The organism is Vreelandella stevensii S18214, assembly GCF_000275725.1.
Taxonomy (GTDB): domain Bacteria; phylum Pseudomonadota; class Gammaproteobacteria; order Pseudomonadales; family Halomonadaceae; genus Vreelandella; species Vreelandella stevensii.
The window spans coordinates 118,731-131,909 of the sequence record NZ_AJTS01000020.1 but is presented as its reverse complement, the minus strand read 5'-3'; the positions used below and the strand labels follow the sequence as shown (position 1 = coordinate 131,909).

The 13,179-nt window shown below is 59.9% G+C and carries 10 protein-coding genes and 1 pseudogene; 5 read left to right on the top strand and 6 right to left on the bottom strand.

Translation table 11 applies throughout. From position 1 onward, the window contains the following. The 6 genes and pseudogenes from HSS18214_RS0103805 to HSS18214_RS0103780 all read right to left on the bottom strand — a co-directional run. A pseudogene (locus tag HSS18214_RS0103805) lies at positions 1-251 on the bottom strand (MFS transporter); the annotation flags it as partial. 9 nt (positions 252-260) lie between these two features. Further along, complete coding sequence (locus tag HSS18214_RS0103800; RefSeq protein ID WP_016913975.1) at positions 261-764, bottom strand: hypothetical protein; 504 nt, start codon at positions 762-764, stop codon at positions 261-263. A gap of 75 nt (positions 765-839) precedes the next feature. After that, positions 840-2,096: a DEAD/DEAH box helicase gene (locus tag HSS18214_RS0103795; protein ID WP_016913974.1), complete on the bottom strand. Its 1,257-nt coding sequence runs from the start codon at positions 2,094-2,096 to the stop codon at positions 840-842. A gap of 248 nt (positions 2,097-2,344) precedes the next feature. Further along, a complete protein-coding gene (locus HSS18214_RS0103790) occupies positions 2,345-2,941 on the bottom strand; it encodes an ABC-type transport auxiliary lipoprotein family protein (protein WP_016913973.1) in 597 nt (198 codons plus the stop codon). A gap of 11 nt (positions 2,942-2,952) precedes the next feature. Then, a complete protein-coding gene (gene pqiB / locus HSS18214_RS0103785; protein WP_016913972.1) occupies positions 2,953-4,629 on the bottom strand; it encodes an intermembrane transport protein PqiB in 1,677 nt (558 codons plus the stop codon). Beyond that, positions 4,622-5,965 (bottom strand): paraquat-inducible protein A, encoded by a 1,344-nt coding sequence (locus HSS18214_RS0103780; RefSeq protein ID WP_026001698.1) that lies wholly within the window; start codon positions 5,963-5,965, stop codon positions 4,622-4,624. The genes pqiB and HSS18214_RS0103780 overlap by 8 nt, the downstream gene beginning before the upstream one ends. 185 nt (positions 5,966-6,150) lie before the next feature. Here HSS18214_RS0103780 and HSS18214_RS0103775 point away from each other — a divergent pair, with 185 nt between their 5' ends. From HSS18214_RS0103775 to cydC, 5 genes are all read left to right on the top strand, one after another. Then, a complete protein-coding gene (locus HSS18214_RS0103775; RefSeq protein ID WP_016913970.1) occupies positions 6,151-7,125 on the top strand; it encodes a calcium/sodium antiporter in 975 nt (324 codons plus the stop codon). A gap of 220 nt (positions 7,126-7,345) precedes the next feature. Then, positions 7,346-8,761, top strand: a complete 1,416-nt coding sequence (locus tag HSS18214_RS0103770; RefSeq protein ID WP_016913969.1) for a cytochrome ubiquinol oxidase subunit I — start codon at positions 7,346-7,348, stop codon at positions 8,759-8,761. Positions 8,762-8,764: 3 nt separating this feature from the next. Continuing rightward, entirely contained in the window at positions 8,765-9,766 is a 1,002-nt protein-coding gene (gene cydB, locus HSS18214_RS0103765; protein ID WP_016913968.1) for a cytochrome d ubiquinol oxidase subunit II, read from the top strand. 3 nt (positions 9,767-9,769) lie between these two features. Beyond that, positions 9,770-11,446: a thiol reductant ABC exporter subunit CydD gene (gene cydD, locus HSS18214_RS0103760; RefSeq protein ID WP_016913967.1), complete on the top strand. Its 1,677-nt coding sequence runs from the start codon at positions 9,770-9,772 to the stop codon at positions 11,444-11,446. Next, on the top strand, positions 11,443-13,149 hold the full coding sequence (cydC, locus tag HSS18214_RS0103755) for a thiol reductant ABC exporter subunit CydC (RefSeq protein ID WP_016913966.1): 1,707 nt from the start codon (positions 11,443-11,445) through the stop codon (positions 13,147-13,149). The genes cydD and cydC overlap by 4 nt, the downstream gene beginning before the upstream one ends. Positions 13,150-13,179: the final 30 nt, after the last annotated feature.

The following is a 13,179-nucleotide window of genomic DNA, read 5'->3' as shown; positions in this document are numbered from 1 at the left end:
GCCAACAGCAGCAGTGCCGCACTCAACGCCCGCTCACTGCCCAGGCGTTTGCTGAGCCAGGGTGCCAGCGGTGCGGCAAGACCCAGGCACAGCACGGGAAGCGTGGTCAAAATACCGGCAGCGGTAGGCGACAGCCCCGCGCTTTCCTGCAGCCTGTGCAGCAGGGGGGCCACCGAAGACATGGCCGGGCGTAGATTGAGCCCAACCACGAACATCAACAGGATGAAGCTGACGGCGCGGCGTGTCACCATGACGCGAACTTATTGCATGTAAGGGCGCAGGTCGCCGCGTACGGCATCCAGCAGGGTGATGAAGTGATAGTCCTGTGGGGTGTCGATGGCGTCCACACGTACCTGGGTTCGCATGCCCTTGTTGATGTCCAGCTTGTCGTAGATTTCCAGGGTCAGCTTGCGTGCCGGTTTGTCGCCTAACGCAATGGCGCCCTCGGCTAAATTGAAGGTTTCCAGCAGGGTGGCTCTGATGCGCGTACTGTTGCCTTCACTCAGCACGCGGCGCACGAACAGCCAGCCTTCACAAGGCAAGGAGGCGTTGTCATCGCACTCGCGTAGGAACAGCGTCCGATAGCAGGCGCCTTCCTGGGATGCTTTTTCGGCCATGCTGCGGTAAGCCTGCACGACCTGGCCAGAGGAGGCGCGGGCATCTTCCAGACGCTGTGAAATACCCTGATGTTCGCGGCTCAGCTGCTCCTGACGCTGAAAAGTCAGCCACTGGCGATAGTCCGCCATCAGTTGTGAAGACGCCATAGTCACTCCATGAATTGGTTCAGCGAAACGCCGGAATATGCGAGGCGATACCTTCGCACATTCCGGTCCTTTGGGCTAGCGGCGAGCGCGGCGGCGACGTTCGCCACCGTTATTCGCTTGAGTGCTCTCGGAGGAGCGGCGGGCACGTGGTTGACGCTGGCCGCGGCGGCCGTTTTCGATAGGTTCGGGCTTGGCGTTGGGGTCTGGTTCGAAGCCGGGCTCAACGTGCTTGGGCAACGTTTGATTGATCAGCCGCTCGATGTTCTTGAGCAGGCCATGCTCATCGACGCACACCAGTGACACCGCTTCACCATTGCTGCCCGCACGGCCTGTGCGCCCGATGCGGTGGACGTAATCTTCGGCGACGTTGGGCAGGTCAAAGTTGACCACGTGGGGAAGTTCGCTGATATCCAGACCGCGTGCGGCGATATCGGTGGCAACCAGGACCTGCAAGTCACCGCTCTTGAAGGCTCCAAGTGCTCGAGTGCGCGCTCCCTGGCTCTTGTTGCCATGGATCGCCATGGCCGGAATGTCCTGCTTGGTCAGCTGCTCCGCCAGGCGATTGGCGCCGTGCTTGGTGCGCGTGAAGACCAGCACCTGGAACCAGCCATGTCGCTGAATCAAATGGGCCAGCAGGTCGCGTTTCTTGTCGCGATCCACGCGGTAGATGGCCTGCTCGATTTTTTCGGCCGTGGTGTTGCGCGGCGCCACTTCGATCATCGCCGGATTGTTCAGCAGCTGCTGGGCCAGGGCCTGGATCTCGTTGGAGAAGGTGGCCGAGAACAGCAGGTTCTGACGCGCTTTGGGCACCAGGCGCAGCAGACGTTTGATGTCGTGGATGAAGCCCATGTCGAGCATGCGGTCGGCTTCATCGAGTACCAGTATTTCCACGGCAGACAGGTCTACGTGACCCTGCTGGTGAAGGTCCAGCAGGCGTCCCGGCGTGGCCACCAGCACGTCCAGACCGGCTTTCAGGGCGTCTACCTGGGGTTGCTGGCCAACGCCGCCAAAAATGATGTGCGAGCGCAGTGACAAGTGCTGCCCATATGCGGTGACGCTTTCACCCACCTGGGCGGCCAGCTCGCGGGTAGGGGTCAGGACCAGCGCACGTACCTGGCGTTTGCCCGGGCGTTTGCCTTGCACCAGGCGTTGCAGCATGGGCAGCGTGAAGCCAGCGGTTTTGCCGGTGCCCGTCTGTGCGCTGGCCAGCAGGTCTCGTCCTTCCAGAACGACGGGAATGGCCTGGCGTTGAATCGGGGTGGGCTGATGATAGCCCTGTGCGCCAACGGCGCTGAGTAGATCAGGGTGCAGACCAAGGTCAGAAAAGCTCATGCATTCTCCGCAGTCGCCAACCCCTCACTCTCTGAGTGAGGGGTTGGCGTCATGTTCAAGATACGAGGATGTCATTGCGCCATGAAGGCGCATCTAAGAATCAGATCGGGCAGCCACGACGGGCGTTTTAAAGCCACGCAGCCATTGCCCGCAGGGCTGCGTGGAAGTGATGGGGTGGCGCTTGCGAAAGGCGCTGTCGCCTAGTGTAACACGAAAGTCGCACTCAGCGCCGTTCATGCAGTCTTGAATTAGCGGCCCGTGAAATAGCCATTGCGCTGAATCTGCTCGGCGATTTGCACGCCTAGCAGGTTCCAGCTTTCACCCAGTGCGCGTACCAGGGCCGGGTAGCCGTCCTCCTCCAGGGGCGTTTCCGTGGTAAAGCTTTGCAGTGTGACCAGGCTATTGTCCTCGCGCCGTAGCTGCCACTGGCCGCTGGCCACTGCCATGCCATCGTGGCGTCCCTGGAACTGATCCACCTCGACGGATAGCGTCAAGGCGTCTGGCAGGGCGCCCTCTGAACGCACCACCTGCAGCTGGGGAAGCTGCTGGGCCAACTGCGCTCGCAGGCTACGTTCCAGCTGACGGCCAATGCCCTCGGCCCACTGGTGTTCACGAGCCTGGTTCAACGTGATGTCGTCCAACTGCATGACGATGCCATCCACGTCCAGATAGTGCGCCAAGCGTGGAGCGCGGATGGCCAGCGTGCCCGTGGGTTGGCTAGGGGCGCTGCTGGCCGCAGGGCTGGGGAGCATGTAGCGGGCAGGAGGAGTGACACTGCTTGCGCATGCGGTCAGCGCTACACAGGCAGCGACAATGATTAGCAGTCGTGTAAAAGGTTGCATCATGTTCTCTCCTGTCAGCGTGGGGCGCGGGGCGTCGGGTCCTGGGTGTCGAGGTTATCGAACAGCAGGGCGCGAGGATTTTCATTCAGCGTACGCGTAAGCGGCTGCAGGTCTCGCATCAGGCGGTCCAGCCGCTCGATGGCCGTGGTCAGCTCCTGATAGGCCGGTGACGACGGCGAGACACCCTGTAGCGTACTGCGCAGTTCTTCCAGCGTGCTGTTCAGGTTGCCGCCAATCGCGCGAGTTTCAGGGTCGCTGAGCAGTTCGTTGACCGAACGGCTGACGTCACGCACTTCGTTGAGCACCTGCTCGGAGGCTTGCAGGTTGCGGTCCATGCCCGCCAGAAGCGGTTCGACCTCCAGTGCGTTGAGCTTATCCAGCAGGTCGGTAATCTGTGCCTGAATCTGGGCAAAGCCACCTGCCACGGTGGGGAATACCGTCCGTTCCGAGAAAGTTTCCGCTACGTACTCATCGGCCAGGTCGCGCTGAAAGTTCAGGTCGACGAACAGCGCCCCGGTGAGCAGACTGCCGTTTTTCAGCGACGCACGTAGGCCCAGACCAAACATCCTGGTGAAGCGATTGTCCCAATCTTCCAGATCGATATCTGAATTCTCGATGCCCAGCCGCTGGGGCTCGATGCGAATCAGTACGGGGATCGCAAACCGTGCTCTGGAATCAGGCTGAGGCGCGGTAAAATTCCAGGGCACCGCCGCCACAGTACCGATGCGCACGCCGCGGAACTCCACCGGCGCTCCGCGAGAAAGACCACGCACCGTATCGTCGACCAGCAGCACGTATTCCAGGTAGCGGTTGAAGGTACCTTCGCGGGCGTCGTCTTCATCGGCGTAAAGATTGAAGCGCGCATTATGCTCCACAGGACGCCCCATGGGCAGATCTTCGGGCACGCCAAAGGTCACGCCGCCGCCCAGTAACGCTTCCAGCGATTCGACATTGACCCGAAAGCCATTGGCATCCAGGCGAAAATCAACGCCGCTGGCCGTCCAGAACCGGGTGCTGTCGGTCACCAATTGGGAATAGGGTTCTTCGATGAAAACCTGGTGATACATGGTGCGTGAATCGGCATCGAAACGGGTATCCTCGACGCGACCAACGGTATAGCCCTGATAGGAAACCGGGTCGCCCACGCGCAGGGAATTGCCCAGTTGGCTGACCAGACTGATCTGAAGTCCGGCCTGTCCTGCCGTGGCCACCGGCGGCACGTCACTGACGGTGAACTCTCTTCTTGGCTCGTCCGATTGGCCGGGTTCCAACTGAAGATAGGCACCCGACAAAACGGTTCCCAACCCGCTGATGCCCTCGCGGCCAATGCGCGGCTTGACGACCCAGAAGCGGCTGTCCTCTCTGAGCATGGCTTCTGCTTCAGGCTGGATTCGGGCGGTCATCACGGCTTGTGAGAGGTCGTCAGAGAGCCGCACGCTTTGTACGCGACCAATCTCGACGTTGCGGCTGCGTATCAAGGTACTGCCTGCCTCGATGCCTTCGGCGTTGCTCATGGTCAGCGTGATCAAGGTGCCACGGCTGGTGTAGTTGTCATACACCAGCCACAGGCCGATAACGACGGCCACGAGCGGTACGATCCAGATGGGCGACAGGCGTGTCTGCCGAGAGGCTTTGGCCCGGTGGAGTTCGTTGTCAGTATCGGGGGTGTTGGGGGTGACATCATTAGCCATCAATAGCGTCCTTGGTGGCCGTCGTGCGGCGGGCAGGGCGTGGAGTGGGGGAGTCCCAAATCAAGCGAGAGTCGAACGTCATGGCGGCCAGCATGGTCAGCACGACCACGGCGCCAAAGGCGAGTGCTGCTGGGCCGGGGGTGATCGACATCAGCGAACCGGCACGGATCAGGGCAACGAGAATCGCTACCACGAATACATCCACCATGGACCAGCGGCCAATGAACTCGGTGATGCGGTAAAGCCGCGTGCGGCTGTTGGCGTTGAGCTCGTTACTGCGGTTGATCATCAAGCACAACCATACCAGCGCCACCAGTTTGCCGACAGGCACGATGACACTGGCAATGAAGATCACCGCAGCGACAGGCCATGAGCCCATTTGCAGGAGCTGCACGACACCGCCAATGATGGTCGAAGGTGCCGTATGGCCCAGGCTGGTGGTGGTCATGATGGGATAAACATTGGCAGGAATATACATGATCGCCGCAGCAAAGAGCAGCGCCCAGGTGCGCTGCAGGCTATGCGGGAGGCGAGTGTGCAGCTTCTCATGGCAGCGAATGCAGCGGCGGTGATCCTTGTCGAAACGGTTGACTAGCCCGCAGGTGGGGCAGCCGGTCACCTGTTGGCTGGCCGCCGTAGCGCCCGTCAAGGTGCCTTCCGGGGCCAGTGGCTCGCCCTCCAGTGAAAACCACATCCAATCTGCATCGATGGATTGTGTGGTCATCAGCAGCAGGATGGCGAACACACAGAAGGCCCAAAAGGAGATGCCCAGCTCGATCTGTGCCATGCCGGCCACTTTGATCAGACTGACCAGCGCGCCGATGATGAACACATCGGCCATCATCCAGGGCGTCAGGTGGGCCAGCGAGCGAGCGATATCTCTGCTCAATGGCAGCGGGCGGGCGCGCAGCAGCCCGAACTGTAGCCAGATGACCCCCGTCAGGTAGACCGCAGGCAGCACCACGATGGTCATGATCACCGCGATGGCTACGATAGGCTGGTGAAAATTGATCAGCGCCGTGGCCGTTTGCGTCAGCTCGATGCGGTTACCAATGCCACCTACGCTGAAGCTGACGAAGGGAAACGAAACGGCCACGATAAGGGCCACCAGCGAGGCAATGGCCAAGGCCATGCTGCGCTGTGCGGGGTAGCGGTGACGCTTGACCAGCACATGAGAACAGCGTGGGCAGGAGGCTTTTTCACCCGAGCCCAAAGGCGGTAGAGCCGACACCCAGTCGCACTCATGGCAGGCGCGCAGCCGCCTGCGCTGGACGCGTGCCTCGGGGGGCATGCAGTCCACGGCAGGAGTGTGCATGGGAAGCGTAGGTCGTTTCATGAAAGGGGCATCATGCAGTAGCAAACTCTCGATAGTTGGCGCATTTTAAATCAATATAGAGCCGAGACGTGAGTGTCAAATCAGGGTCACCACGCTTCTCTTGAACTCGGTGCTTGACCCCGCCTCCCGGTTCGACAAGGATGCAGCCGCGATAGTGCCTAATACGATGACATTAAGGAACCGAAATGTTGCTTGCCTTTGTAGCAGTGGTGGTAGGGCTCGTCCTGCTGATCTGGAGTGCTGAAAAATTTATCGATGGCGCTGCTGCTACCTCGCGGTGGTTGGGGTTGTCGCCGCTGCTGATCGGTATGCTGGTGATCGGATTCGGAACGTCGGCCCCTGAAATGATGGTCTCCGTACTGGCGGCCATGCAGGGTAATCCCGGGCTGGCGCTAGGCAATGCTTACGGATCCAATATTGCCAACATAGGGCTGGTGCTGGGTTTTGTGGCGCTTATAGCGCCGCTGGCGGTGCACTCCAGCGTTATTCGCAAGGAGATGCCGCTATTGGTGGCGGTCATGCTGCTGACTGGCTACATGCTGATGGATGGCTGGATTTCCCGCGGTGAGGCAGTGTTGCTGCTGGCCGCGCTGGGGATATTCATTACGGTCAGTATCATTCGTTCTCGGCGTGATCAGGCGGATGCACTGACCGATGAAGTGACGGAGAGCCTGGACAGCAAGCCGCTTTCTCGTGGCAAGGCGCTGATGTGGACGCTGGTGGGGCTGGTGCTATTGGTAGCCAGCTCGCGTTTGTTGGTATGGGGCGCGGTAGAAATTGCCGTGGGCTTTGGTGTCAGTGACCTGATCATCGGTTTGACGGTGGTGGCCGTGGGCACGTCGCTTCCTGAACTGGCCTCTTCCATTAGTGCCTTGAAGCGCAAAGAGCACGATATGGTGCTGGGCAACGTGGTCGGTTCCAATCTGTTCAATAGTCTGGCCGTCGTCGGGTTGGCGGGTGTGATCGCGCCAATCGAGGCGGGTCGTGAGGTGCTGGTGCGTGACTGGAGCGTGATGACTTTCATGACGCTGCTGATGGTGCTGTTTGCATTCTCATGGCGCGGGCGTCCGCGGCGGATCAACCGTCTGGAGGGGGGCGTGCTGTTTTCCCTGTTTGTCGTCTACACCGGCTACATGATCAGTCTGGTGGTGATGACATAACTTTTTTAATTGAAAATGAGCAGTTTGCCTGAATGGCATGCGTCAATGCGACACAGCTTTTTGGGCAAACTTGCGCTGTATAACAGGTGTCGAAGCGTTAAAATGCAACACAGCTAAAGAATAAGCTTAGTGCTTATAACTAAAATGCGGTGCCATTAAGGCTCAACTAAGCTTGTGTAACCCATTGATGGGATATTGATCCAGGTCTTAGGAGCGTGTGATGGAACTCGACCCCCTTGTACTATCGCGAATGCAGTTCGCCTTCGTTGTATCGTTTCATGCGATCTTTCCGGTCTTTACCATCGGGCTGGCGTCTTACATAGCGCTGCTTCATGGGCTGTTTTTCAAGACCAACAACCCCGCCTGGGACCGCCTGGCACTGTTCTGGACCAAGGTGTTTGCCGTGGTTTTCGGAATGGGCGTAGTCTCCGGGATCGTCATGTCCTTCCAGTTTGGCACCAACTGGAGCAACTTCTCCCAGGCAGCGTCCAACTTCCTCGGACCGGTGCTCAGCTACGAGGTCGTTACCGCTTTCTTCCTTGAAGCGGCATTCCTCGGTGTCCTGCTCTTTGGCCGAGGCAAGGTGCCACAGGGTGTGCACTTGTTTGCTGCCATCATGGTGGCGATCGGTACGTTCATTTCGTCGTTCTGGATTCTTTCTGCCAACAGCTGGATGCATACGCCGGCAGGGGTAGAGCTCATCGACTATCGGTTCCACGTGGTTTCCTGGACCGAAGCGATATTCAACCCCTCCTTTCCTTACCGCTTCGCACACATGGCCATGGCATCCTTCCTGACCGGTGGCTTCGTGGTGGCCGGTGTGAGTGCCTGGTTCCTGCTGCGTGGTCGTGACCCGGAAGCCAACCGTCGAGCACTTTCCATGTGCCTTTGGTTGCTGCTGTTTTTGGCGCCAGCCCAGGCGGTCGTGGGGGACTTCCATGGTTTGAATACCCTGGAGCACCAGCCGGCCAAAGTGGCGGCCATGGAAGGGCATTGGGAGACCTCTGGCAACGTTCCGCTGCTGCTGTTCGCCATCCCGGATCAGGAAGCACAAACCAATCGCTTTGAAATCGGCATTCCCAATCTTGCCAGCCTCATCCTGACCCACTCTACGGATGGGGTTATTCAGGGGCTGAATGAATTTGCTCCTGAAGAGCAGCCACCGGTCTGGATCGTCTTCTGGGCGTTCCGCGTGATGGTGGGGATTGGACTATTGATGATTGCCACCGCCCTGACAGGACTGTTCCTGCGTCGTAAAGGCAAGTTCCATCAGCATACCGGGTTCCTCAAGACGCTGGTGTACATGATCCCCATGCCGTTCGTCGCCGTGCTGGCTGGTTGGATCGTGACCGAGTCAGGACGTGCCCCATGGCTGGTATACGGCATGATGACCCATGCGGAAGGCGTTACGCCTTCGCTGACCGGCCCTATGGCGCTGTTTACGCTGGTGGGCTACGTGCTGGTGTACGCGGTGGTGTTCTATGCCGGTATCTACTATCTGACCCGCGTGGTGCGTAACGGCATGCTGCCCAAGGAAGAGCGTGAAACGGCAGGTGACAACTTCAGACGCCCCATGCGCCCGCTATCGGCCACGGAAACTCCCTTTGATGACGATGTCGACCCGGTGAGGAACTGAGACATGGAAATGTTTGATCTGACGATAATCTGGGCAGGCATCATCGGGTTCGGGTTGATGATGTACGTGTTGATGGACGGTTTCGATCTGGGGCTTGGGATTCTGTATCCCTTCGCCCCGGACGAAGATGCCCGGGATGTGATGATGAACTCCGTGGCGCCGGTCTGGGACGGCAACGAGACGTGGCTGGTGCTGGCGGGTGCCGGTTTGCTCGGGGCTTTCCCGCTGGTCTATTCGGTCTTCCTGCCCGCACTCTATATTGGCGTGTTCTTGATGCTGGCGGGGCTTATTTTCCGGGGGGTGGCCTTCGAGTTCCGCTTCAAATCCCGGCGCAATCGTCGCTGGTGGAACCGCGCTTTCTGCTGGGGCTCCGGCGTGGCCGCTTTCGCTCAAGGGGCGGTGGTCGGTGCTTACATTCAGGGGTTTCATGTCGAAAACTTTGCCTTTGCAGGTGGCGCTTTCGATTGGCTTACGCCTTTCTCGGTACTGACCGGCTTCGGCCTGATGGCAGGTTATGCGTTGCTGGGAGCCACCTGGCTGATCTTGAAATCCGAGGGGCATATTCAGGAGTGGGCTTACAAGGTGACGCCGCTGCTGTTGGCGCTGGTGCTGGGCGTCTTCGGTATCATTAGCATCTGGACACCGTTCGTGAATCCGGTGGTTTGGGAGCGCTGGTTCGGTCATTTGCAGCTGATCTGGATATTCCCGGCACTGGCGCTGCTGTCGGCCTTCATGGTGTATCGCTCCGTGAAGCGTCGTAACGAGGGCATTCCCTTCGTGGCCACCATCGGCATCTACGTGTTCACTTACCTGGGGCTGATCGTCAGCAAGTGGCCCATCATCGTGCCACCGAACTACACGCTGTGGGATGCCGCCTCCGCCCCTGAGTCTCAGCTGTTCCTGCTGATCGGTGTGCTGTTCGTCATTCCGATCATCCTGACCTACACCGCCTGGACCTACTGGGTCTTCCGCGGCAAGGTGCGCGTTGGCGAAGGGTATCACTGATTCATGGCCTCTCCTGCGGCCCAGTCGAATTCGTTGACGCCGCGCCGTTGGCTGAGCACGCTGGCTCGTCGTGAGCGTGCTCGGCTAGCGCTGGCAGCGTGCTTCGGCGTGCTGTCTGGTGCTCAGACGATCCTGCTGGTGGTCGGGTTGGCGTGGTCGATTGAGCAACTGGTCGTGCATGGCCGCTCACCTGTCACGCTGGTACCCTTGCTGCTCGGCCTGGTGGTGGCCGTGGCGTTGCGCTCACTGTTTCTTGCCCTGCAAGAGTCGTTGAGTGCAACTGCCAGCTTGCGCATCCGTCAGTACGCTCGGGAGCAGGTCTTGAACAAGGTTGCCGCGCTAGGCCCGGTCTGGATGACGCGGCAGCAGAGCGGTGCCCTGGCGACCCAGTCGGTCGAGCACATTGAGGCCCTCGATGGCTATTTTGCGCGCTTTCTACCCCAAATGCGCATCGTGCTATTGCTGCCACTGCTGATTGCCGCGGTGGTGGGCTGGCTCGATTATCTGGTGGCCATCTTCTTGTTGCTCTCTGCGCCATTGATTCCGCTGTTCATGGCGCTGGTCGGCATGGGGGCAGAGCGTCTCAACAAGGAGCAGTTCGCTTCTGTTGCCAGGCTCTCGGCGCATTTCGTTGACCGCGTACGCGGCATGACGACGCTGCAGCTGTTTGGTCATACGCGTGCTGCCCAGCAGGACGTCTGGTATGCCACCGATCAGTATCGCCGTCTGAGCATGCGCACGCTTAGGTTGGCATTTCTCTCGTCTGCGGTATTGGAGTTTTTTGCCTCGGTGGCCATTGCCGTCGTCGCCATGTACGTGGGGTTTGGTCTGTTGGGCTATATCGATTACGGTCCTTCCCCCTCGCTGACCCTGTTCAGTGGTCTGGCGGTGTTGCTACTGGCTCCGGAGTTCTTCCAGCCCTTGCGCACCCTCTCGCAGCATTATCATGACCGTGCTGCGGCGCTGGGGGCGGCAGAGAGTATCGTGACCATCCTCAATGAGCCTGACGTGGTGCCGACCCGGTTTGACGCTCCCGTCGAACCAGATGCATCGATTGAATTGGTGGATGTCGAGGTGGGCTATGGACGGCACTCGGCGGTCTTGACGGGCGTCTCGGCCACGATACGTCAGGCAGATGTGGTGGTCATTACCGGAGAGTCAGGCAGTGGCAAATCTTCCTTGCTGGCGCTGATGGCCGGTTTCATGGCGCCTCTGCGTGGCGCTTGCAGAGTCCGCCAGGGCGAGCAAGTGGCGTGGCTGGATCAATCACCCTGCATCATTCAAGGTTCGTTGGCCGATAACCTGCGCCTGGCGGCGCCTGATGCGACACCGGCTGCCATGCAGGAGGCCCTGGAAAACGCAGGCCTGGGTGAACTGTTGGCTGCCTTGCCCCATGGCCTGGAGACGGTGGTAGGGGAGCGCGGGGTCGGCTTGTCGGGAGGTCAGGCGCAGCGCTTGACCCTGGCTCGAGTATTTCTCAGTCAGGCACCGCTGGTGTTGTTGGATGAGCCCACGGCCAGCCTTGATTCGGCGACGGAAAAGAGCGTGATCGACGCACTGCTGGCCTGGTCGGCGGAAGGGCGAACGTTGGTCATGGCAACACATCACCCTGCGGTGATGGCCGTTGCCACTCGCCACTGGGTGTGTCGAGACGGCCAGCTTCACGAGGTGGCGCCATGAAATTTCTGCACAATGACCTGAGCCCATGGCTGGCGCTCATGTTAAGGCGCAGGCAGCGCTTCCTCGTGGGTGCGCTGCTGGTATGGGTAACGTTGCTGGCGGGCCTTGCGCTGCTGGGTTTGTCCGGCTGGTTCATTGCGGCGTGTGCCCTGGCGGGCATTGCGCTGGCGGCTGGATTGCCGTCATCGCTGGATATTTATGTGCCCGGCGGCGGCATTCGTTTTTTTGCCTTGCTGCGCACCGTCGCTCGATATACCGAGCGGCTCTACAACCACAATACCGTGCTGACGCTGCTGGCGGATTTACGCTATCGCGTCTTTGGTGACTTGACGCGCCTGGATGACGCATCGCTGCGGCGTCGGCGAGTCGGTGAGTGGTTGAGTCGCCTGACGGCGGATATCGATGCCCTGGATAGCCTGTATCTGCGCCTACTGGTGCCGCCAGTAGTGGCCTTGTTGAGTGTCTGGATCGTCGCAGGTTTCATCGCTATCTGGTTGCCGCTGGTGGGAGCCGTCGTGGCCTGTGTATTGACGCTGCTGTGGCTGGTCATCACCCTGGGCTTTGCCAGGCTGGGTTTCACCAACAGCCATCGGCAAGTGGATGATCAGGAGGAGCTTCGGCGGCTGGTGTTGGATCAGGTACAGGCGTCCGCTGAGCTGATGAGCTACCGAACCAGTGACTGGTACCGCAGGAAAATACGAGCTCACGAACAGCAAGCGCTGGATAACCAGCGTCAGTTGGCCGTGAAGGCTGCGCTGGGTAATGCGCTACTGATGGCGGTAACGGGGCTGTTGATCATCGGTGTGCTCTGGCTGGGGAGTCTGGCACTGGCCGAGCAGCGCGTGGTGGGCCCCATCATGGTCATGGCCGTGATTGCCGTGTTTGGTATCAATGAGGTGCTGGCTAGCCTGCCTGCCGCTTTTGTGCGGTTTGGCGCCAGCCACGGGGCGGCCCAGCGGTTGAATGCCCTGCAGGCGACACAAGGGCAAACGCGTGTGGGCTCTCTTCCGGATGACGAGGGTGGCCATGCCCTGCAACTGCGTGAGGTCATGTTCCGTTATCCGGATGCGGCGGGCTGGGCTATATGCCAGGTTTCCCTGACCCTGCCCGCCGGTCAACGTGGTGCCATCATGGGTATTTCGGGTTCGGGCAAATCGACGCTGGCCAATTTGATCATGGGCCGCATCTCTCCCACTGAAGGGGACGTGTGGGTGGCGGAGCATGCACCCTCGGCCGTTACCCTCGAAAGTAGCGCAGCACATATGGGTTATCTGCCCCAGCAAATAGACCTGTTCGATGGCTCGCTGGCCGATAACCTGCGGATCGCCAAGCCTGACGCGACAGACGAAGATCTTTGGCAGGTGCTGGCCCAGGTAGCGCTTTCAGATTGGACGGCACGCCAGCCTCGTCAGCTGGCGACTCAGGTGGGAGAAAGAGGGCAACAGCTTTCAGGCGGGCAGGCACGCAGAGTGGCGTTGGCGAGGCTTTTTTTACGCTCACCCTCGGTGGTATTGCTGGATGAGCCCTTCGCGGGAGTGGATGCGGCAACGGCCCGGCACGTAGCGGCCTCGCTGGACGCCTGGTTGGTAGGCCGTACGGCGATTTTCTTTGTTCATCAAGTGGATGATGCGGCCCTGGTGCCGGGTTTGGCTCATCAATGGCGGCTTGATGGTGGTAAGTTAATTCACGATACTTCACTTTGATATTCACCGAATCGGCAAGTAGGCGGCGAC

Coding starts and splice junctions, on each gene's coding strand:
- HSS18214_RS0103800 (WP_016913975.1), bottom strand. CDS start 764: ATGGCGTCTTCACAACTGATGGCGGACTATCGCCAGTGGCTGACTTTT.
- HSS18214_RS0103795 (WP_016913974.1), bottom strand. CDS start 2,096: ATGAGCTTTTCTGACCTTGGTCTGCACCCTGATCTACTCAGCGCCGTT.
- HSS18214_RS0103790 (WP_016913973.1), bottom strand. CDS start 2,941: ATGATGCAACCTTTTACACGACTGCTAATCATTGTCGCTGCCTGTGTA.
- pqiB (WP_016913972.1), bottom strand. CDS start 4,629: ATGGCTAATGATGTCACCCCCAACACCCCCGATACTGACAACGAACTC.
- HSS18214_RS0103780 (WP_026001698.1), bottom strand. CDS start 5,965: ATGAAACGACCTACGCTTCCCATGCACACTCCTGCCGTGGACTGCATG.
- HSS18214_RS0103775 (WP_016913970.1), top strand. CDS start 6,151: ATGTTGCTTGCCTTTGTAGCAGTGGTGGTAGGGCTCGTCCTGCTGATC.
- HSS18214_RS0103770 (WP_016913969.1), top strand. CDS start 7,346: ATGGAACTCGACCCCCTTGTACTATCGCGAATGCAGTTCGCCTTCGTT.
- cydB (WP_016913968.1), top strand. CDS start 8,765: ATGGAAATGTTTGATCTGACGATAATCTGGGCAGGCATCATCGGGTTC.
- cydD (WP_016913967.1), top strand. CDS start 9,770: ATGGCCTCTCCTGCGGCCCAGTCGAATTCGTTGACGCCGCGCCGTTGG.
- cydC (WP_016913966.1), top strand. CDS start 11,443: ATGAAATTTCTGCACAATGACCTGAGCCCATGGCTGGCGCTCATGTTA.